Genomic DNA, 18,598 nt, shown 5'->3' with positions numbered 1-18,598 from the left:
GTTGACTTGGTTGAGCCAATGAGCCACTATAAACAGATACGCTGCCTCAAGTATCTCGTAAGAATGCTGGGGCGGCGTTTTTTGTGTCTTTTTTCGAAATGACTTGCTGTGTTAGCACAACAGAGTTAATTGTGTGTCACGGCAATTAAAGAGAGAAAAAGACATGCAAAATCATGTGGATATGACAGTTTTCGCACGAAATATTTATCGGTTTCTTCCTGGTGATAACTGGGTTGCCCCTATAGATATGGCACGCATTACGGGTCTTGCTGAGGTTCGGTGTCAGTTGATATTGACGCAATTGGTACTGGCAGGCTTGGCTGAAGATGTTTGCGGGAATGGTATGTATTTTAGGCGCTGCTCGTAAGGCGGCGGTTTTAGCTGTGGAATGGGCGGCTGGTAAGTGTTAGTAGCATTTTCCAGCCATGCGTCCGTTGTAGAAGTCACGGGCGCACCAAGGCCCACCGCTTGTGTGCACAAAGCGGGTATAAGCCTATCAAAAAAGGCTAAATCAATCCATGAAAAACACTGTATATTTAAACAGTGCAACTATTGTTAATGCTGATTCTCTCGAATACATCAAAACACTCCCAGACAACTGCATTGATCTTATTGCTACCGATCCGCCGTATTTTCGTGTGAAGTCTTGCGCTTGGGATAACCAGTGGGACGATGAGGCGGCATATCTAGCTTGGCTAGATGACTTACTGGTCGAGTTTTGGCGAGTGTTAAAACCCCGCGGTTCGCTGTACATGTTCTGCAGTTCCCGCTTAGCGGCAGACACTGAGATATTGATTAGGCAGCGTCTCAAAGTTTTAAACCATATTGTATGGGCTAAACCATCCGGCCCTTGGCGGCGTATGCGTAAAGAAGACCTGCGTTCTTTCTTTCCCGCTACTGAGCGCATCATCTTTGCTGAACACTATGGAGCAGAAGGCTATGCCAAAGGGCAGTCCGGATATGCGGTGAAGTGTAAGGCATTGCGGCAAGAGGTGTTCAAACCGCTGATCAGCTATTTCAGTGAAGCTCGTAAAGTTCTCGGGGTTAGTGCTGCTGAGATTAACAAGGTAACAGGTACTAAGATGTGCTCACATTGGTTTTCTTCCAGTCAGTGGCAGTTGCCAAGTGAAAGCCAATATCAGCAGCTACAAGATCTATTTAAGCGTAAAGCTGCGGAGCTCGGTATGGGCAGTGCGTTACAAGAAATCCATGGTGAACTGGCAAAACACTATTCAATCCTGAGTGATGAGTACAGTGGCTTGGTGGCTCAGTATGCCGACTTGAAGCTTCAGTACGAAAGCCTACGCCGTCCGTTCTCTGTAACCGCCGATGTGCCTCATACCGATGTATGGATATTTCCTCCGGTATCAGCTTATCCCGGTAAGCATCCTTGCGAAAAACCCCGAGCTTTGATGGAGCACATCATTGCAACCAGCTCTCGCGACGGTGATGTTATTGCTGATTTCTTTATGGGATCGGGTTCTACAGTAAAAGCGGCGTTAAATCTTGGGCGTAAAGTGATAGGCGTGGAGCTTGAGGAGGAGACTTACTTGAAGGTTGTCTCAGATATTTCTATGTTGGAATGAAGACTGTTGGCCTCGCTTATGCGCGGCCTTTTTTTAGCGCCCGGCGTTCGCTGGCTGCGAATAAAGGAGCGATACACAATGACGGAACCGGTATCCGGCACTACTTCTGCTGCTATGGCGGTAGGAGGCGTAACAATCGTCGGGCTACTTAGTCGAATAGACCCTGGTGTACTGATTGGTGCATTTGCGGGTTCTCTTATTTTTGTCTTGTCGGCAAGCGAATACTCTCGTCTTGGGCGGGTAGTGCTTTTTTTTGCATCTTTATTGGCTGGAATAGTAGCCGCTCCATTTGTTGCTTCGGTCATTACTGTAATGACTCCAAGCGGGATTAGGGCTGAAGGACCAATTGGCGCGCTGGTATCGTCAGCTATTGCAGTTAGGCTGCTGATGGCACTAAGTAGCAACCCCAAGTCAATAGCTGGTCGTTTTTGGTCTGGGGGTAGCGATGGCCGCTCTAAATGATTTCATCCTGACGTTAAATGCGTTGGTGTGCTTTTTAATTGTATTGAGGCTCGCATCTTACAAGCGAAATGGTGCGCACTACAGGCTAATTGTTTCAATTTGCGCTTGGATGCTCATGGTGTCGTGTGGGTCGGTAACAATTCTCGTGCTGACCGGGGTTTATCGGCATGCAAGCATACCTGAAACGGCAATCAATTTAGCAATGCTTGTGGCTGTGTGGTCGGCTAGAGGGAACATTACGCGGTTGGCATCAGGCTTGAGGAATAAACAATGAATCAGGAACGATTCCAGCAGGCGGCTGGTATCAGCGCTACGCTTGCAACACGCTGGTTTTTGCATATTACTTCTGCGATGGAAGAGTTTGGAATTACTTCGGCAAATGATAAAGCGATGTTTATTGCGCAGGCTGGGCACGAAAGTAGCGGGTTTTCGTTGCTAACCGAGTCACTCAACTACACGCCACAGTCACTCATCACGACATTTGGTCGCCGCATCACACAATATCAAGCCGAGATGCTGGGAAGAACTGCGGAACACGCAGCGAATCAGTCTGCTATTGCAAATTTAGTTTATTCGGGTCGTCTGGGAAATAAAACCCCTGGTGATGGCTGGAAGTATCGTGGGAGAGGGTTAATTCAGGTTACTGGCTTGGATAACTACTTACGCTGTGGTGCAGGCTTGCACCTTGACTTAGTGAAAGAGCCTGAGTTGCTGGAGCAGGATAAGCATGCAGCTCGATCTGCTGCGTGGTTTTATTCAACTAACGGGTGCTCACAAGCATGTGACGATATAAACAAAGTGACGCGCATAATCAACGGCGGCTCTAACGGGCTAAGTGATCGTAAGCGCAGATTAACGCGGGCACTAGCGGCATTGACGGCATGAGAGTGAGTTATCTAGCGTTAATGATTGTTTGTGCATTGTCTGTCGTAAGCGGTCTTGCGTGGGCAGTCGATCACTACTACGGCCAATATCAGCAAGAGAAAATACGGGCAGAGAGTGCAGAGCAGAAGTCTGATGCTTACGAGCTGGTGACATCTAATGTCTTGCGCACTGTTTCGCTAATGAATGTCGTGGTGGAGATGAATCAGCATGCAAAGCAGCAGATTGCACTGGAGTCACAGAGAGTCGCGAGCGATATCAAAACTGCTGTTGCGGGCGATGATTGTGCTGTTCGTACTGTGCCTGCTGGCGCAGCTCAGCGGTTGCACGACTACGCGGACGGTTTACGTAACGGTGCCACCAGTTCCGCTATCGTCCAGCCTGACCGCTGAAACCCGCCAGCCAGCGATACCCGATCCACTAACGTGGGGAAAAAGTCTGGATTTGAATGTCAGCCTGCTATCGGCGCTGGCCGAATGCAACAGAGATAAAGCTGACATTCGCCAGATAGAAAACTCCAGGATATCGCAAAAATAACGAAATACGGGAGTTAACATGGCATCGAAAAAGCTCACGGCAGAGCAGCAGCAACTTTTCGATGCGTTGACTGCTCTCCAGAAAAAATTCGCTCTTGCCATCGTCAAGGGCAAAAACCAGACCGATGCATACAAATCAGCTAAAGGGAAAGCCAAAGGCGACGCTATACGTGCCGCTGCCTCACGAATATATGCAAATGTTAACGTCGTAGCGTTCCTCAAGTCCGTGCAGAGTGAAGCGATAGACGAGGCAATCATGGGGCGCGAAGAGGCCTTGCGGCGGCTAACGTCCCTCGGTCGCACATCCTTATTTGATCTGGCTGAGTTTCGTAACAGCACTACTGGAATGGATGAGGGTGGCAGCCCAATATCACAGGCATCATGGAGTTTTAAAGACTCCGCGCTGATCACGCCAGAAGCGATGGCTGCGATAGCCGAGTTAACCGCTGGTCCACAGGGCTTTAAGATTAAGTTACATGATCCGAAAGTAGCAATTAAGCAACTGGCGGAACTTCAAGGGTGGGATGCGCCGAAAGTTGTTCAGAATGAACTGACTAACCCTGATGGCAGCCTAGTGCAAAAACCGACAGTAATACGATTAGTGGGAGTTTCGCCAGATGGAAGCAGTAGCTGATCTCGAAATCCCCGCAAAGCTAGTTCCTGCCTTTACTGCTGAAAATGTCCGATATCGAGGTTCTTACGGCGGACGTGGCTCAGGAAAGACCCGTACGTTTGCGTTGATGAGCGCTGTTCGTGCTTATGAAAAAGCAGAGGCGGGAATCAGCGGCGTGATTCTTTGCGGCCGCGAATACATGAACTCACTCGAAGAGTCGAGCATGGAGGAAGTGAAGCAGGCAATACGGTCCGTTCCTTGGCTTAATGATTACTTCGATATTGGTGAAAAATACATCAGAACGAAAAATCGTCTGGTTAACTACGTGTTCTGCGGTCTTCGACACAACCTAGATAGCATAAAATCGAAAGCCCGTATTCTTCTCGCTTGGGTTGATGAAGCTGAGTCAGTTTCAGACACAGCTTGGAAAAAGTTGCGCCCGACAGTTCGTGAAGAAGGTTCTGAGATCTGGGTGACGTGGAATCCAGAAAAAGACGGTAGCGCAACGGATAAGCGCTTTAGAAAGACCCCACCGAAAAACTCAATATTCGTTGAGATGAATTTCAACGATAACCCGTGGTTTCCTGATGTTCTCGAAGAAGAGCGGCGAGATGATCTTGATGTGTTGGATTACGCAGACTATGCATGGATCTGGGAAGGTGCTTATCTCGAAAATTCCAACAAGCAGGTTCTGGCAAATCGTTACGTTGTTCAGAGTTTCTCGGATGATCTATGGGAAAAGGCCGACAGGCTGCTGTTTGGTGGTGACTTCGGTTTCGCTGAAGACCCGTCAACGCTAATTCGCGGATTCATATTAGATAAATGTCTGCATATTGAATACGAAGCATACGGTAAGCATGTAGAGCTTGATGATATGTGGAAATTCTATGCAGGTAAAAATGGCGCAACAATGAAGCAGCTCGATGAATGGCATATTACAGACGAGGCAAAATACGAGGGCATTCCTGAATCTCGTAAGTGGCCCATCAAGGCTGATAACTCCAGACCAGAGACGATCAGCCACATCAAAGCGCAGGGGTTTAATATCTCAGCAGCCAAGAAGTGGCAGGGAAGTGTCGAGGACGGGATCGCGTTCCTGCGCGGTTTTAAGAAAATTATCATCCACCCTCGCTGTAAAGAGACTGCAAAAGAAGCTCGACTCTATTCTTACAAAACTGATCGCATCACTAATGAGGTGCTGCCGATTATTGAAGATAAAAACAACCATTGCTGGGATGCCATCAGGTATTCACTGGATGGAATGATTCGCAGGAAGAGTAGGGGCGTTTATTCATGAAATGGCTGAACTGGTTAAAGTGGTTTCGACCAAAGCGTCCTATCGTTATTGCTGATGAGAATGATGAACCAGTGAAAAATCCTGCGGGGGCATTTTCAACGCATAAGCAGCATCAGCATGTAACTTTAAAGCAAATTGAAGAGGTGGCTTTCCCTGTTCGCTCTACCAAGTTGGTAGATGCGGTAACCGGTAAAGCAATGGATGAATCGTGCGCTCAGTCTCCTTCCGGTGCTTACCGATTTTCTACGGCCGGAGGTGTTCCTGATAACGTGATCGGCTGGTTTTTGTCACAGGGGTTTATTGGTCATCAGTTATGTGCAGTAATGGCGCAGCAGTGGCTTATTAATCGCGCCTGTAAAATTCCACCGGAAGACGCGACGCGAAATGGCTGGAAAATAACGGGGTTACCTGCTGATAAAATTCAGCGTCTTGAGAAGCTAGATCGCAAGCTTGGGATTAAGCGAAAGGTTCAAGAGTATGCGCGTTTTAATCGAGTATTTGGCATTCGTATCGCTATTTACTGTGTGGACAGCGATGACCCACAATATTATGAAAACCCGTTCAATATTGATGGTGTGAGTGAAGGTAGCTACAGAGGGATTAGTCAGGTTGATCCGTACTGGTGTGCGCCTGAGCTTGACGGGGTTGATGTTTCTGACCCTTCATCGCCTAACTTTTATGAGCCAACTTACTGGCGGATTTATAACAAGCGTTACCATCGCTCACATCTTGTCATTATTCGCTATGCCGAAGTACCTGACGTTCTTAAACCAACGTACCAATTTGGTGGCCTACCTCTTCCTCAGCTTATTTGGGAGCGAGTGTATGGAGCTGAACGCTCGGCCAACGAAGGCCCGCAGCTACTCATGTCAAAACGATTAAATGTCGTAAAAACTGACCTTGATCAAGCGATGGCTGATCCGGATCGTTATGTCGAGGCGCAGCAAAGTCTTGCTGAATCGAGAGATAACTTTGGTTTGATGAATCTGGGAAAAGACGATGAATACAATCAGCACGAGACCTCATTGGGTGACGTAGATTCTGTCATCATGACAGGGTATCAACTTGTTGCCGCTGTTGCTGAAATGCCAGCAACTAAGCTTCTTGGCACATCTCCGAAGGGGTTCAACCCGACGGGTGAGTTTGAGACGAGCGCGTATCGTGAAACGTTGGCCGGCATTCAGGAGCATAACTGCACGCCATTCCTTGAGCGACACTATCAACTACAAACCAAATCGTTGTTTGGCGAAGTTATTGATATCGAAGTGGTATGGAATCCGCTAGACGAACCTACGGAAACAGAACAAGCCCAGACTGGGCTTATTCGCGCGCAGACGGCTCAGATTTATCAGGACCTTGGCGTTGTTAGTCAAGAGCAGAACCAGCGCAAGCTTAAAGACGATGAGTCGAGCGGCTATGAGTTTGACGAGGTAGATGATGGCGAAGCAGACGGAGAGTCAGAAACCGACCGACTCAAGGCCGTTCTACAATCCATTGCATCTGGAGAAAACGTACCAGCGCAAGCTCCGGGGGCTGCTCCGGTGGATGAAGTCAAATCTGGCTGACGACATTCTGAATTCCAGCGGTCGCTCTCTCGATGAGCGGCTCAATACTCTTTCCGTGAAGTACAGCAACCTTTTCCGTGAATATGCGCCGTCGATGTTTAATCCCGTACTGACTGGGGTGGATGCGTCCACGCAACGCCAGTTCACCGCATTAAAGCTCGGTGATGCGGTAAATGCTGACGTTATTCGGGGTTATTTCCGTGACGTGTCACAAGCCAACGCGCAGTTAATTTCCACGCTACCCGTTGAGCATATCGAACGCATACGTAAAGCCGTGGCTGATTCGCCGGGCGATATGACGGCGATGAAGGATATTCTCGCTGATGCGAATGGCAAGCTGGATCGGCGTGCTAATAACATCGCAATGGATCAGACCCGCAAGGCGTTTAACCAGACCGCGACACTAAAAGCTCAGTCAACAGGTGCGAAAAAAGGGGTATGGATTCATTCGCATCGTGGCCCGAAACACTCCCGCCCCAAGCACGTTAAAGCACATGGCAAAGAGTTCGATTTAGCGATTGGATTGCCCGTGGGCGATCACGGGCAAAGCGTTGTTCCGGGTGAAGAAATTAACTGTCATTGCACGTTTAAACTGGTCATTGATTTTGGAGTGAAGTGATGGGGGGCAGTGCAAAAGCGCAGGATAAATCAGCTCGCGTCGTTGACGATAATGGATGGATTACTGTTGAGGGAAACCCAATCAGTAAAGTCGGGGTATTTGACTATCTCGGCAGTGAAATACCCGGAGCAGTAGATCCTGAAAAAATTTACCAAGTATATCGACCCGCAGAGGAATTGAGCCGCTCGGAAACACTGGAGTCATTCAAACTCATCCCGTTCATCAATAACCACACGTGGCTTGGCACTGAAGGCGCTAACCCTAGTGATGTTGGGGTGGACGGAATTGTCGGTGAGAAGGTCTATTTCGATTATCCCTATCTGAAGGCAAATCTTCGCGTTTTTTCCGATGAGATGAAACAGGAGTTGGAATCGGGAAAGTCTCAGTTATCCCCAGCCTACAAATACGATATCGAGTATGCGCCGGGCATATTTGAAGGCCAACCTTACCAGTACGTGCAGCGTAATCTGCGGTGCGGTAACCACCTTGCCCGTGTTGACGAGGGCAGAACAGGACCTGATGTCGCAGTGATGGATCAGGCCATTAACCAAAACTCCGACAAGGGGAAAATAATGCCATTAGAAGAACTGCTGGCTTTGATTGCTGGCTTAACTGATGAAGATAAAGCAAAACTGGTCGCAACCATTGCTCCGGCAGCGGCAACAGCACCTGTTGAAGACGGAGACCCTACAGATACCACGCCAGCAGAAGATGAAGAGCCTGACGCTGCATCAGCCGAAGACGAGGAATCTGGTTCAGCAGAGGATCAGGAATCAGAAGATGAAGACCAAACCGATGAATCAAAAGCTCAGGATGCAAAAATCAAAACGCTGACGCGCCAAGTTCAAGCGCTGACTCGCCAAGTAAAAGCGCAGGATACCGGAGCGATGCTGAAAGAACTCGGCAAGCGCAATAGCCTTGCTGCACGACTTACGCCGTTTATTGGCGCATTTGCATGTGACTCAATGGATACCGTGGCGGTTGCTAAATATGGCCTTAAAAAACTTGGTATTAAGGATGTAGCGGCAGGGCATGAAGTCTCAGCCCTAAATGCTGCGCTGGCAATTAAAGCATCTCAGCCATCGGCTATAGTGGCATTTGCTCAAGACTCAGCATCCGCCAAAGCTAACGCTGTTTCATCTGTAATTGACGATCTCTAAGGGGCAACCATGACATTTCAAACTTCCGTAGCCAATGATATGGCTTGGGGCATCCCCGGAGAGCAAGCTTTAGCGGGTGATGTTCGAGCCGAACCCGTTCAACTTAAAACAGCATTCAGTGGAACGCCAGGGCAGAATTCACCATTTGGAGCAGTAGCTCTGACACAGGCCTCAGGAGAAAACGGCGCTGTATCGATTGGTGGTGATGGTGTCTTCATCGGTATTTTGTCATCCCCAAAACAGTGGACTAATTACTCGGTGTTGGGTGGCAATGTCATTAACATCGAAGAGGGGGCGAAGTTAGAGGCGGTTTCACAATCTCCGGGTATGTGGATTGCGTTGACTACGGATGCAGCGGTGGGTGATGCAATTGCGTATAAAGTTGACGGCACGCTTGTTTCTGCTCCTGCGTCTACTGCGCCGGCTGGCTCAACGCTGATCACCGGTTCGCGCATTGTTCGCTACAACGTGAATACAGGTGCTGCGATTGTTTCACTTCAGCAACTACCTGTCCCAGCTCCTGCTGCCGAAACGCCAGAAACGCCTTAACCGCTGGTGGGCTTCTGGCCCGCTTGCTGCTTATTCAATTGAGGGAACTCAAGCATGGCTAAAAAAATCTCAACGGTGCATAAGCGCCTATCTCCAACTGCTGCCGGACTGCTGAAAAGTAAGTTACGGGGTGTAGCGATGGATTCTGCGGATAATATCCGATCGCTTGCAAAGGTTGGTATCCACATCTCTGATTTTGCCGCTCAGTCGTATGCTCAGGCATATGGTATGGACGCGGCGGTAAGTATTCCCGGTCTAACTGTTAATGCCTCGCAAGGTAACAGCCCATATATGCAGTTCTTGCAAAGCTGGTTGCCCGGCCAAGTGCAGGTTATTACTGCTGCTCGTAAGGCAGATGAGCTCATGGGCGTGGTTACTGCTGGGGCATGGGAAGATGAAGAGGTCATTCAAGAAATTCTTGAGTTGGTCGGTGTTGCTCAGCCTTACACTGATCATGGCAACATCCCCCTGTCTAGCTGGAATCTTACCTATGAGAAGCGTGGCGTTGTCCGCTTTGAAGAGGGTATTCAAGTCGGTGAGCTTGAAGGTTTGCGTGCGGGTCGTATTGGCGTTAACTCTTCAGAAACCAAGCGTAATGCGGCATCACTGGCGCTGGAAATCTCGCGTAACCGCGTGGCATTTTACGGTTACAACGGGGCAACCTCCTACCCGATTTATGGTTACCTGAACGACCCGAACCTGCCTGCCTATATCACTGTGCCTGCGGGCGCAACGGGGACGACTTGGGATAAGAAAGCTTACTCGGATATCGTGCGCGATGTGCTTACCGGTTTGTCCGCGCTTCGCAGTAAGTCGAAAGAGGTGATTGATCCAACATCTACCCCGATCATTCTCGCTGTAGCCTCTGATAAAGTGGATTACTTGTCTACGCCAAACGAATTAGGCGAAACGCCTTATGACTGGCTGAAAGAGAACTATTCGAACGTGACGGTAAAATCAGCGGTTGAGCTAAATGAGGCCAACGGTGGTGCAGATGTGTTCTATCTCTATGCTGAAAGCGTGGGTGACTCAGGCACTGATGGTGGTGGCGTTATTGATCAAATCGTACCTTCACGTTTTCGTGCGCTCGGTGTAGACATGTCGTGCAAAGTGGTGACTGAAGATTTTACGAATGCGACATCGGGTGTGCTAGTGAAGCGACCTTTTGCAGTGTATCGCGCAAGCGGCATCTGATTAAGCGGGCTGCCATGCGGCCCTGTATTATTTTTCTGGGGAATACTATGCCAGTTGTTTACTCATCCTGTACCGCTGATAACTTCTTTCCAGTGTGGAAAGGTCACGCACGTAAAGACACTTATGAGAAGGGCGTGTTAATCAAGGGGGGTGCTAATGCGCAGAACAAACGAACTATGCTCACGCCACTTGGCGCTGCTACCGTAGTTACTACTGAAGAGCTGGAGTTACTGAAAGCAGATCCGGCATTCCATGGCTTTATTGAGCGTGGTTTTATGAGTGTTGACGAAAAAGGCAAACACACTCATGACGCAGACGAAAAAGGGGCTGAATTGGAGAAGGATAAGTCCGCTCAAGACACTCCGCAAGATTATGCGAAGATGGGTAAGAAAGCTCCCAAAGAAGAGAGTTAATTCATGATTGATGTCATTGAGTTTAGGGAGAAATTTCCAGCATTTGCTAACCCTGTACCTTATCCAACGGACAGCATTTTGCTGATGGCTGATATGGTGGACTGCTATATCGACGTGAGTAGCCGCTGGTTTAAATGTATCAAATGCCAAGAACTGATGACTGAATTACTTACTGCGCATTTATTGTCGATCAATGGCACTCCCGTAGCACCGGCAAGTGGCGCTACGGGGATTATTAGTAATGCCACCGTGGGCTCGGTTAGTGTTGGGTTTGCCAGCGCCTCATCAAGCAAAGCTGCATTTACGACATGGCTTGGTAAAACCATTTACGGTGAGCAGTTGATTGCATTGCTTAGTCGGCTGTCTATTGGAATAGGTTATGTCGGTGGCTCTCCTGAGCGTCGTGCATTTCGTAAAACAGGCGGTCGATTTTGAAGGGGTGGAAAGACCTTGCAAAACAGGTTGAGACGCTTGGTCGGCTAAAAGCGGAGGTTGGCTGGCAGGATACAGCCAAATATCCTGATGGAACACCGGTTGCATTAGTGGCACAAACGCATGAATACGGATCACCTGCTCGCCGTATTCCACCGCGCCCTATGGTCAGGCCAACGATTTTGGCTGAAAAAAATACGTGGTCTGGCGCAATGGGGCAAGGTGTAAAAGCGGTTATGCAAGGAACGCGCACGCCACTGCAGGTGATGCAGGCTATTGGCGAACTTGCTGCCGGTGATGTTCGCTTGGCCATCACTCAGATTAATGGCCCTCCGCTGGCAGCAAGCACGAAAATGGCGCGGAAGCGGCGCGGGCTTGAGACTGAAAAACCCTTGCAAGCAACAGGCCTCATGTTGGCAAGCTGCACATCAATTGTTAAGGAGAAATGATGTTCGTACCCGGTGCAAATTTACTCGGTGTGGCACTAACCGCAATTAACCCAACAGTCGGTGTGCAAATAAAGCGTTTTCAGCAGCAACAGGAAAATGACTTTGGGAAAACGGTTAACACCTATTCTGAACTTGAGCCACTTTTTGGTGCTTCAGTCCAGCCATTACCTTTTCGCGATATCCAGCAATTTGGCCTAACCACTGGGCGGCAATACATCACCGCTTGGATTCAAACGGGAGCACACTCTGCTTATCGTGGCGGATCAGCAGACATCATTGTATGGAACGGTGGTGAGTGGGAGGTTCTTGAGCCAACGTCATGGAAAGTACAAGACGGCTGGACACAGCTCGTTGCGGTGAAAAAATGAATGAGATATTCAAACTTGTTCGTGGGGTGCTGATTGCCGGGTTTGCTGAACATGGAATGCCTGTTCGCGTGATGCAAAGCTATTCGGGTATATCTTCCGGCCCTCCTGATGTTACTGCTATTATCATGCACCACATCGGCACTGAGCGCGTAGGCTGGCAATCGCGAAAGGGTGAGGTGGTTGGTGCTGCTGCAAGTGTAGTTGAGAAGCAGAACGTAGCAGAGACTATCCAGTTTAATGCGGTTCTTCCTTTTGTGTTGCCGGAAAATGAAACGATCAACACACCAACGGCTCAGAGCGTGCTCACGCTCGCATCTATGATATTGCAAAGCAAACCCATGCTTGATGCACTGAAACCTGTGGGCATGGGGGTGCTGGCTGTGAAGGCCATCCAGTCAAATTATATCAAGAACGAAAACGAGCGATGGGAGAACGTCCCAAGCTTCGATTTGGTTATTTGTCACAAGCTCACACTGACGCACTCTGTCGGCGTTGTTGATGAGTTCACCAGCGGGATTTACCGCGTTTAAAGAGGCTTGCTGATGAGCATTTCGATTAAAAAGTACGTGGACATTACGTCCGGCGTAGGGGCGGGTGCGACCGTTAAAGAGCGCGAACTCATCCTTCGCTTGTTCACAAAAGACACTAAAGTTCCTGCTGGTGTGGTCATGGAATTTACGGATCTGAATGATGTCGCTACCACATTTGGAACATCGAACGAAGAGTACAAGCGTGCTGCATTGTATTTTGGCTTTATCTCAAAACTGATCACTAAATCAAAGAAAATCTCCTTTGCACATTACAATGATGCAGCAGCAGTGGTTTCTGCTGGCATTGTTGGTGGTACGGCGCTAACCACAATTGCCACATGGAAAGCAATTACAACGGGATCGGTTCATATCAGTGTTGGGCAGTCAGGCTATTTACTCACGGGGTTGGATTTTTCTGCTGATGACGCGCTGGTTGATGTTGCGGATACGATTCAAACGAAGTTACGCACCAGCCTCAGCGGTGCTACAGTCACTTATGATGAAATTGCGCAGAAATTTAATGCTGAATTTATCGGTCATGATGTTCCTGCGGCGGTTAGCGTAACTCCAGTAGGATCGGGGGTTGATATTGCAGACAAGCTAGGTTGGACCACTGCGAAAGGAATGGTTACGTCACCAGGCTCTACTGCTTCAAGCATTCTTGATTATGTGGTTGAGGCTGATGAAATTAGCGATAACTACGGTTCATTTGCATTTTGCGGTGATGCGCTTGAGCTTGCTGTAGTGCAAGAAATTGCTGCATGGAACAACGCACAAAACGTTAAGTATCAGTATTTAGTTCCGGTAACCAAAGCGGATTATGTTACTTCATACGAAGCTCTTGTGAGCTTTGGCGGCTGCGCGCTGACCGTGGTTAATGATGCTAACACTGAATATGACGAGCTGATCCCCGGCATTATTTTAGGCGCAACGGATTACAACCAGCGAAACGCTAGTCAGAACTACATGTTTCAGCAAATTGCTGGAATTACGCCCAAAGTTGATAGCAACACCGAAGCCAATGCCATTGATTCTGATACGCGCGTTAACTACTACGGGCGTACAAAAAACGCAGGGCAGCCTATTGATTTTTATCAAAATGGGTACTTGTGTGGCACATCAACGTCACCCCTGCAAATGAATGTCTACGCGAATGAGCAGTGGTTCAAGGCAGCGGCTACCGCAGTATTGATGACAGGGCTACTTTCACTGCCCATCATTCCGGCAACAGACGAAGGGCGCTCTATCGTTGTCAGCTTATTGCAAGACACGATTTCTCGTGCGCTATTCAACGGCACTATCAAAGCGGAAAAAGATTTAACCGTTACACAAAAAGCCTACATCACTCAAGTGACAGGCGACCCGCTGGCATGGCATCAAGTGCAATCTATCGGCTGGTGGCTTGACGCACAGGTGTTAGAAGAGACACAGGCCAATAGCACAATCAAATACATCATTGATTACACGCTTGTCTACTCAAAAGCTGACGCGGTGAATAAAATCACTGGGCGTAACATCTTGGTTTAACGGAGATAACACATGCAGAATATTGCAGGCTTCGGCCTACAGGTTCGCCTGATCGCAAGTAAAACCTATCCGGCGGGTTTTACCATTACTGAGTTTGCAGATGATGCCGACCCGTTTGACCTTCCAGCGTTGCAAATCAATGATGTCGGAATGGGGCTAAATGGCGACATGGTTGCTTGGTCGAAAGCTAACCCCATTTCTTTCGCTTTGGCGGTGATACCGAAATCAGAGGCAGATAAAAACTTGTCTGTAGTGTACGAAGCGAACCGCGCCGCCCGCGGGAAAAAACCAGCAAAAGACGTGATCACCCTCGTGGGTATTTACCCTGATGGCTCATCAGTCACGCTAACACCGGGTGTTATTTTTGATGGTTTGCCGGGCAACTCGGTCGCATCTGCTGGGCGATATAAATCAAAAGTATTTAATTTCCGCTTTGAAGGCATGAGCCGAGTTGGGGTGTAACGTGGTGGAGTTATTAAACCCAAAAGCCGTTACGGTTGAAGATCGGCACGGGGAGAAGCACAATTTTGTAATTAGCCAGTTTCCGGCCATTACTGGCCGTGAAATAGCCGCAAAGTACCCGACCTCTATTGCGGCTTTAGCAAAGCAGTGGGAAGAGAACCAGTATGGTGAAAATGAAAAAATCATGCTGAAAGCAATGTCGTTTGTTGACCGTGTGCTGGTGGATGGCAGCACCATTCGATTAACCACGGCTGCGCTGGTCGATAATCATGTGCCTGACGCAGAGGCGCTTATCCGCCTCGAACGCGCCTTGCTGGAACACAACTTCTCTTTTTTCGAAAAGTTCAACCGCTCCATTTCCTCAGGAGGTATCGTGCAGAATATGATCAAGTTGATTACGTCAACGCTGACAGCTTCATTGCAACAATCCTCTCAGCAGGGCAAGCAACCCTAACTGAACTGAAAACCTCCGTCACACTGGAGGAGGCTTGGCAGTTATGGGAAATTGTCATGACCACTCGCTTTAATGAGTGGTGGGCAATGGAGCAGATTAAAAATAAGAAGTAGACATTCAAGCCATCACAGCCTTATGATTTTTAACAGTCATACTAAAAGGATGTTTTATGAAAAAGCTAATGGTTGTTATGGCGTTAGGGTTAATGGTTGTTGCTACTACCGCTGATGCGAGCCGTGGGCGTAAGCCATGCTCTGGTTCGAAAGGTGGTGTATCGCACTGTACAAGCAATGGGCAGTTTGTGTGCAATGACGGAAGTATTAGTAAATCAACTAAAACTTGCAGATAAATAGTGAAGCCCACTAAGTGGGCTTTATTTCAATGGAGCTGGTTAAAAAAGCGTTAAATATCAAAACAACTCATGGTAGCCTTAAGTGAGAAAAAAATCTGTTCAGGCATTATCATTTTAAGGCAATGGGATTATTTTAAAATGAAAAAAATTACTGTTTCGATGTTACTTTTAGCCTTTGTAGCTCACCCTGTTCTAGCAAATAACTCATTAGTTAACGATCTTGCTTATACAAATGCGATCGAATCATTAGCAAGTGATGATTACATGGCGTTCATGAGTGGTGGCGATTCGTTGATTGGTGAGTCAGTGTCTGGGCCATACACTGCGTCAGAACTCATTGCTATGTATGAAAAGAATGAACTGGCCGCAAACAAAAAACTTAAAGGAAAAAGAGTCAGAGTAAAATCAGTAGCATCAGAAATCGGAGAAAATGCTACTGGTTATGCCTATGTTAAAGTTAATGGGAATAATCAATTCCAGAATGTTTTCCTTTATGTCGATGGTTCTGATGAGAAAATCTTGCAATTAGAAAAAGGTTCAAAAATTGATTTTTTATGTACGATGGATAAATACGTAATGCATACGCCTATGCTGAAAGCGTGTACTTTTACTGATGTATCAGCTGAGAAAATGAAAGCTAACTTTGTGAGTATGATGAGAGAAGATAAAGTTACTAATAAATATCAGGCTATTGCGAGAGTTTTGTATGAAGATAATAAAGATGCAGTAACCAAAACCTGTGTAAAACCAACAAAAAAATGCTTAGAGAGTTTGTTCAGTGTAGAACCAAGTGATGATCAAAAGAAACGAGCTAAAGCTCTTATTAAAAGCAATTGATCACATTTTCAAAATAAAAAACCACCACTCGGTGGTTTTTTATTTTGATGGAAAGAAGGCTTCAGAATAAATCCAGCCTAATCAGGTGGGTTTCTTATAGTCTTTTTTCTCTTCTATATACCCAGCAGGCATGGCTGATACAATTTTCTTTATAGCCACTTCAATTACCTCAACATTGCTGGCTATTGTCATAAATCGGTCTGTTTCGGTAAGCTTTAGCGAAGACATAAGACTATCAATTCTGTTTTTAAGAACCTCAATTTCATCAGCACGAGACTCTGCAATTTTCGTCATGCGCAAAGCATTGGCAACTTGCATATACATATCTTCATTATCGGATGAGGATGACGCTAATAGTTTCTCAATTTGCTGGAACTTATCTAGTCGAAAAAGAATTTCTTGCTGAAGACTTCTCTTTGCCTTTTCAGCTTCCGTCTCTAAGTACCCCCTGACTTCTTGGGGCATTCTTAGTGGGTATGGTGCTATTCTTGACATGAAAATGACTCCATTTGATTCACTTCTTTGTATTGTATTTGCACTGTGCTGTATTGACAAGTGAGTCCAAGTGATCCAGTATTATTGTAAGAGAAGATGGCTGATTGCAAATTAAGGAGTCCATATGAATCATTTGGTATCAAGAGTAACCCCTTATCCACTGAGAATGCCTCAGGAAGTAAGAGAGTGGTACGAAGAAGAAGCCAAGCGCAATGCACGGTCTCTGAATGGGGAATTACTAAAGTTTCTTACAGAAAGAATGAATCGAGTGAAAGGGCAGCGCGCCAATGAGAGTTAGAAATGGCGAAACCCAGAGTGTTCGAGCACTTCTGGGCTTCTTATCGAACAATACCCGCAAAGGAACTATCGACATGAACATTGTAGCGAAATCAGATCTCAATTTCCAAGGTATTCATCTGCAACCAGTAGAAAATATTGATGAAGTGTGGTTAACCGCCGGCCAGATTGGTTGTGCACTTCAGTACGCGGATGATAAAGCGGTTCAACAAATCTATTCGCGTCATGCTGATGAATTTACTGAGAAAATGACAGGGGTGGTCAAGGTGACCACCCCTTATGGAGACCAAATGACTCGCGCGTTCTCTCTGCGTGGCGCTCACCTGATTGCTATGTTTGCACGTACCTCGATAGCTAAAGAGTTTCGCCGCTGGGTGCTGGATATTCTAGATCGTGAGGTTTTGAATTCACCTATTGCCAAACAGTTTAGTGATAAAGAACTGCAGTCATTGTGCTGGATGTGGAAAAACGCAACTCGAATGATTAGCCATATCGCAGATATTGAGCCTTTTTTGCGTGTTGCAGAGCACCGATTAGCGCCAGCTTATTACTCAATGGCAAGAGAGTATTGTCGCAACACTGATGAGGTTCGCCACTTACTTGAGAGAGAGACGATGCATGTACCGGTAAGCGCGTTTACGCAAGATAACTGGCGTGTACTGAATAATTTGAGATTAGGGGAGATTCACTGATGGCGCACAGGATGTGCGCAAAAAGAAAAATCGCCAGTGGACGCTGGCGATCTATTGAAGTCTAACAACATTTAGGAACGTATATGACTAAACAAATTGTAGCAAAGGCAAGATCGGTTGTCACTAAAATGTCAAGCCGTGAGATTGCGACATTGACAGGGAAGCAGCATAAAAACGTCATGGCAGACTGTCGAAATATGTTTAATTTGCTCAACCTTCAATCGGCTGATTTCTCAGCCGATTACCAAGACGATAAAGGGCGCACTTATCAGGAGTACTGGCTTGACCAAGATTTGACCATGACACTGATGATGGGATATAGCATCCCGTTGCGCCATAAAGTTGCTACGCGCTGGCGTAAGCTTGAGTCTGGTAGCGTTATGCCAATCAAATCAACCTCTCATCTGCCTGAGTTTCGCCGTGCGCGAGCGATTAAGATGGAGGTCGAGGCTATCAGCCTAGCGCTGTCTTACATGCCGAAGCTGAGTGATGTGGCAAAGCAGACCGCAATGGCTCGCGCTGTCAATGATGCCGCAGGCATTGAACTTCTTCCGCTACCAAAGTTGGAGGATCATTACCATAGCGCAACAGAAGTGGCGGGAATGCTTGGGGTATCGGCGCAGAAAATTGGACGTATCGCAAACGCGAACAACCTGAAAACGGACGAGAACGGTATTTTTGTTATGGACAAATCCGCGCACTCAAGCAAACAGGTCGAAGCGTTTCGCTATAACTCTGAGGGAGTAAAAGCCCTTCGTTGCCTTGTTCATGGCGCTAACGTAGCTTAGAACAGTTAATACCAAACCCGCTTCGGCGGGTTTTTTTAT

At 47.4% G+C, this 18,598-nt stretch carries 27 protein-coding genes; 26 read left to right on the top strand and 1 reads right to left on the bottom strand.

The window, feature by feature from the left end; all coding sequences use genetic code 11:
* Positions 1-163: 163 nt before the first annotated feature.
* From AC1HDJ_RS09530 to AC1HDJ_RS09420, 23 genes are all read left to right on the top strand, one after another.
* A complete protein-coding gene (locus tag AC1HDJ_RS09530; protein ID WP_479537074.1) occupies positions 164-367 on the top strand; it encodes a hypothetical protein in 204 nt (67 codons plus the stop codon).
* Positions 368-518: 151 nt separating this feature from the next.
* Entirely contained in the window at positions 519-1,586 is a 1,068-nt protein-coding gene (locus AC1HDJ_RS09525) for a DNA-methyltransferase (RefSeq protein ID WP_479535400.1), read from the top strand.
* Positions 1,587-1,664: 78 nt separating this feature from the next.
* Positions 1,665-2,048: a putative holin gene (locus AC1HDJ_RS09520; protein ID WP_479535398.1), complete on the top strand. Its 384-nt coding sequence runs from the start codon at positions 1,665-1,667 to the stop codon at positions 2,046-2,048.
* Entirely contained in the window at positions 2,032-2,322 is a 291-nt protein-coding gene (locus AC1HDJ_RS09515) for a phage holin family protein (RefSeq protein WP_479535396.1), read from the top strand. Before AC1HDJ_RS09520 ends, AC1HDJ_RS09515 begins: the two co-directional genes overlap by 17 nt.
* Positions 2,319-2,933 carry a glycoside hydrolase family 19 protein gene (locus AC1HDJ_RS09510; protein WP_479535393.1) on the top strand — a complete coding sequence of 205 codons (615 nt, stop codon included), beginning with the start codon at positions 2,319-2,321 and terminating at the stop codon, positions 2,931-2,933. The genes AC1HDJ_RS09515 and AC1HDJ_RS09510 overlap by 4 nt, the downstream gene beginning before the upstream one ends.
* Before the next feature lie 207 nt (positions 2,934-3,140).
* Complete coding sequence (lysC, locus tag AC1HDJ_RS09505) at positions 3,141-3,467, top strand: Rz1-like lysis system protein LysC (RefSeq protein ID WP_479535391.1); 327 nt, start codon at positions 3,141-3,143, stop codon at positions 3,465-3,467.
* An 18-nt stretch (positions 3,468-3,485) separates the two neighbouring features.
* Entirely contained in the window at positions 3,486-4,100 is a 615-nt protein-coding gene (locus tag AC1HDJ_RS09500) for a terminase small subunit (RefSeq protein WP_479535389.1), read from the top strand.
* Positions 4,084-5,376: a PBSX family phage terminase large subunit gene (locus AC1HDJ_RS09495; RefSeq protein ID WP_479535387.1), complete on the top strand. Its 1,293-nt coding sequence runs from the start codon at positions 4,084-4,086 to the stop codon at positions 5,374-5,376. The genes AC1HDJ_RS09500 and AC1HDJ_RS09495 overlap by 17 nt, the downstream gene beginning before the upstream one ends.
* Entirely contained in the window at positions 5,373-6,941 is a 1,569-nt protein-coding gene (locus AC1HDJ_RS09490) for a phage portal protein (protein WP_479535385.1), read from the top strand. The genes AC1HDJ_RS09495 and AC1HDJ_RS09490 overlap by 4 nt, the downstream gene beginning before the upstream one ends.
* Positions 6,922-7,560, top strand: coding sequence for a phage minor head protein (locus AC1HDJ_RS09485; RefSeq protein WP_479535383.1), 639 nt, complete (start codon positions 6,922-6,924; stop codon positions 7,558-7,560). The genes AC1HDJ_RS09490 and AC1HDJ_RS09485 overlap by 20 nt, the downstream gene beginning before the upstream one ends.
* A complete protein-coding gene (locus AC1HDJ_RS09480) occupies positions 7,560-8,720 on the top strand; it encodes a DUF2213 domain-containing protein (RefSeq protein WP_479535381.1) in 1,161 nt (386 codons plus the stop codon). The genes AC1HDJ_RS09485 and AC1HDJ_RS09480 overlap by 1 nt, the downstream gene beginning before the upstream one ends.
* Before the next feature lie 9 nt (positions 8,721-8,729).
* Positions 8,730-9,269, top strand: coding sequence for a structural cement protein Gp24 (locus AC1HDJ_RS09475; RefSeq protein ID WP_479535379.1), 540 nt, complete (start codon positions 8,730-8,732; stop codon positions 9,267-9,269).
* Positions 9,270-9,323: 54 nt separating this feature from the next.
* Entirely contained in the window at positions 9,324-10,463 is a 1,140-nt protein-coding gene (locus tag AC1HDJ_RS09470) for a major capsid family protein (protein WP_479535377.1), read from the top strand.
* A 47-nt stretch (positions 10,464-10,510) separates the two neighbouring features.
* Positions 10,511-10,876, top strand: a complete 366-nt coding sequence (locus AC1HDJ_RS09465; RefSeq protein WP_479535375.1) for a hypothetical protein — start codon at positions 10,511-10,513, stop codon at positions 10,874-10,876.
* A 3-nt stretch (positions 10,877-10,879) separates the two neighbouring features.
* Positions 10,880-11,311, top strand: a complete 432-nt coding sequence (locus tag AC1HDJ_RS09460; RefSeq protein WP_479535373.1) for a DUF4054 domain-containing protein — start codon at positions 10,880-10,882, stop codon at positions 11,309-11,311.
* Positions 11,308-11,757: a hypothetical protein gene (locus tag AC1HDJ_RS09455; RefSeq protein WP_479535371.1), complete on the top strand. Its 450-nt coding sequence runs from the start codon at positions 11,308-11,310 to the stop codon at positions 11,755-11,757. The genes AC1HDJ_RS09460 and AC1HDJ_RS09455 overlap by 4 nt, the downstream gene beginning before the upstream one ends.
* A complete protein-coding gene (locus AC1HDJ_RS09450) occupies positions 11,754-12,125 on the top strand; it encodes a phage collar protein (RefSeq protein WP_479535369.1) in 372 nt (123 codons plus the stop codon). Before AC1HDJ_RS09455 ends, AC1HDJ_RS09450 begins: the two co-directional genes overlap by 4 nt.
* On the top strand, positions 12,122-12,655 hold the full coding sequence (locus AC1HDJ_RS09445; RefSeq protein ID WP_479535367.1) for a phage gateway protein: 534 nt from the start codon (positions 12,122-12,124) through the stop codon (positions 12,653-12,655). Before AC1HDJ_RS09450 ends, AC1HDJ_RS09445 begins: the two co-directional genes overlap by 4 nt.
* A gap of 12 nt (positions 12,656-12,667) precedes the next feature.
* Complete coding sequence (locus AC1HDJ_RS09440; RefSeq protein WP_479535365.1) at positions 12,668-14,182, top strand: DUF3383 domain-containing protein; 1,515 nt, start codon at positions 12,668-12,670, stop codon at positions 14,180-14,182.
* A 12-nt stretch (positions 14,183-14,194) separates the two neighbouring features.
* A complete protein-coding gene (locus AC1HDJ_RS09435; RefSeq protein WP_479535363.1) occupies positions 14,195-14,644 on the top strand; it encodes a phage tail fiber protein in 450 nt (149 codons plus the stop codon).
* 1 nt (position 14,645) lies between these two features.
* Positions 14,646-15,098, top strand: a complete 453-nt coding sequence (locus AC1HDJ_RS09430) for a hypothetical protein (RefSeq protein ID WP_479535361.1) — start codon at positions 14,646-14,648, stop codon at positions 15,096-15,098.
* 169 nt (positions 15,099-15,267) lie between these two features.
* Complete coding sequence (locus AC1HDJ_RS09425; RefSeq protein ID WP_479535359.1) at positions 15,268-15,447, top strand: YdcA family protein; 180 nt, start codon at positions 15,268-15,270, stop codon at positions 15,445-15,447.
* Positions 15,448-15,588: 141 nt separating this feature from the next.
* Positions 15,589-16,287 (top strand): OB-fold protein, encoded by a 699-nt coding sequence (locus AC1HDJ_RS09420; RefSeq protein ID WP_479535357.1) that lies wholly within the window; start codon positions 15,589-15,591, stop codon positions 16,285-16,287.
* A gap of 81 nt (positions 16,288-16,368) precedes the next feature.
* Here AC1HDJ_RS09420 and AC1HDJ_RS09415 read toward each other — a convergent pair whose 3' ends face one another.
* Positions 16,369-16,782, bottom strand: coding sequence for an Arc family DNA-binding protein (locus AC1HDJ_RS09415; RefSeq protein ID WP_479535355.1), 414 nt, complete (start codon positions 16,780-16,782; stop codon positions 16,369-16,371).
* Positions 16,783-16,906: 124 nt separating this feature from the next.
* Here AC1HDJ_RS09415 and AC1HDJ_RS09410 point away from each other — a divergent pair, with 124 nt between their 5' ends.
* The 3 genes from AC1HDJ_RS09410 (at position 16,907) to AC1HDJ_RS09400 (ending at position 18,559) form a co-directional block, all read left to right on the top strand.
* Positions 16,907-17,080: an Arc family DNA-binding protein gene (locus tag AC1HDJ_RS09410; protein WP_479535353.1), complete on the top strand. Its 174-nt coding sequence runs from the start codon at positions 16,907-16,909 to the stop codon at positions 17,078-17,080.
* A gap of 73 nt (positions 17,081-17,153) precedes the next feature.
* Entirely contained in the window at positions 17,154-17,771 is a 618-nt protein-coding gene (locus AC1HDJ_RS09405) for a P22AR C-terminal domain-containing protein (RefSeq protein ID WP_479535351.1), read from the top strand.
* A gap of 83 nt (positions 17,772-17,854) precedes the next feature.
* The gene (locus tag AC1HDJ_RS09400; protein WP_479537659.1) at positions 17,855-18,559 is read left to right on the top strand and encodes a Rha family transcriptional regulator; all 705 of its coding nucleotides are present in this window, start codon (positions 17,855-17,857) and stop codon (positions 18,557-18,559) included.
* Positions 18,560-18,598 lie beyond the last annotated feature (39 nt).

The sequence above is a fragment of the Plesiomonas sp. ISS29 genome (assembly GCF_056522795.1).
This window is presented reverse-complemented; position numbering and strand designations above follow the sequence as displayed.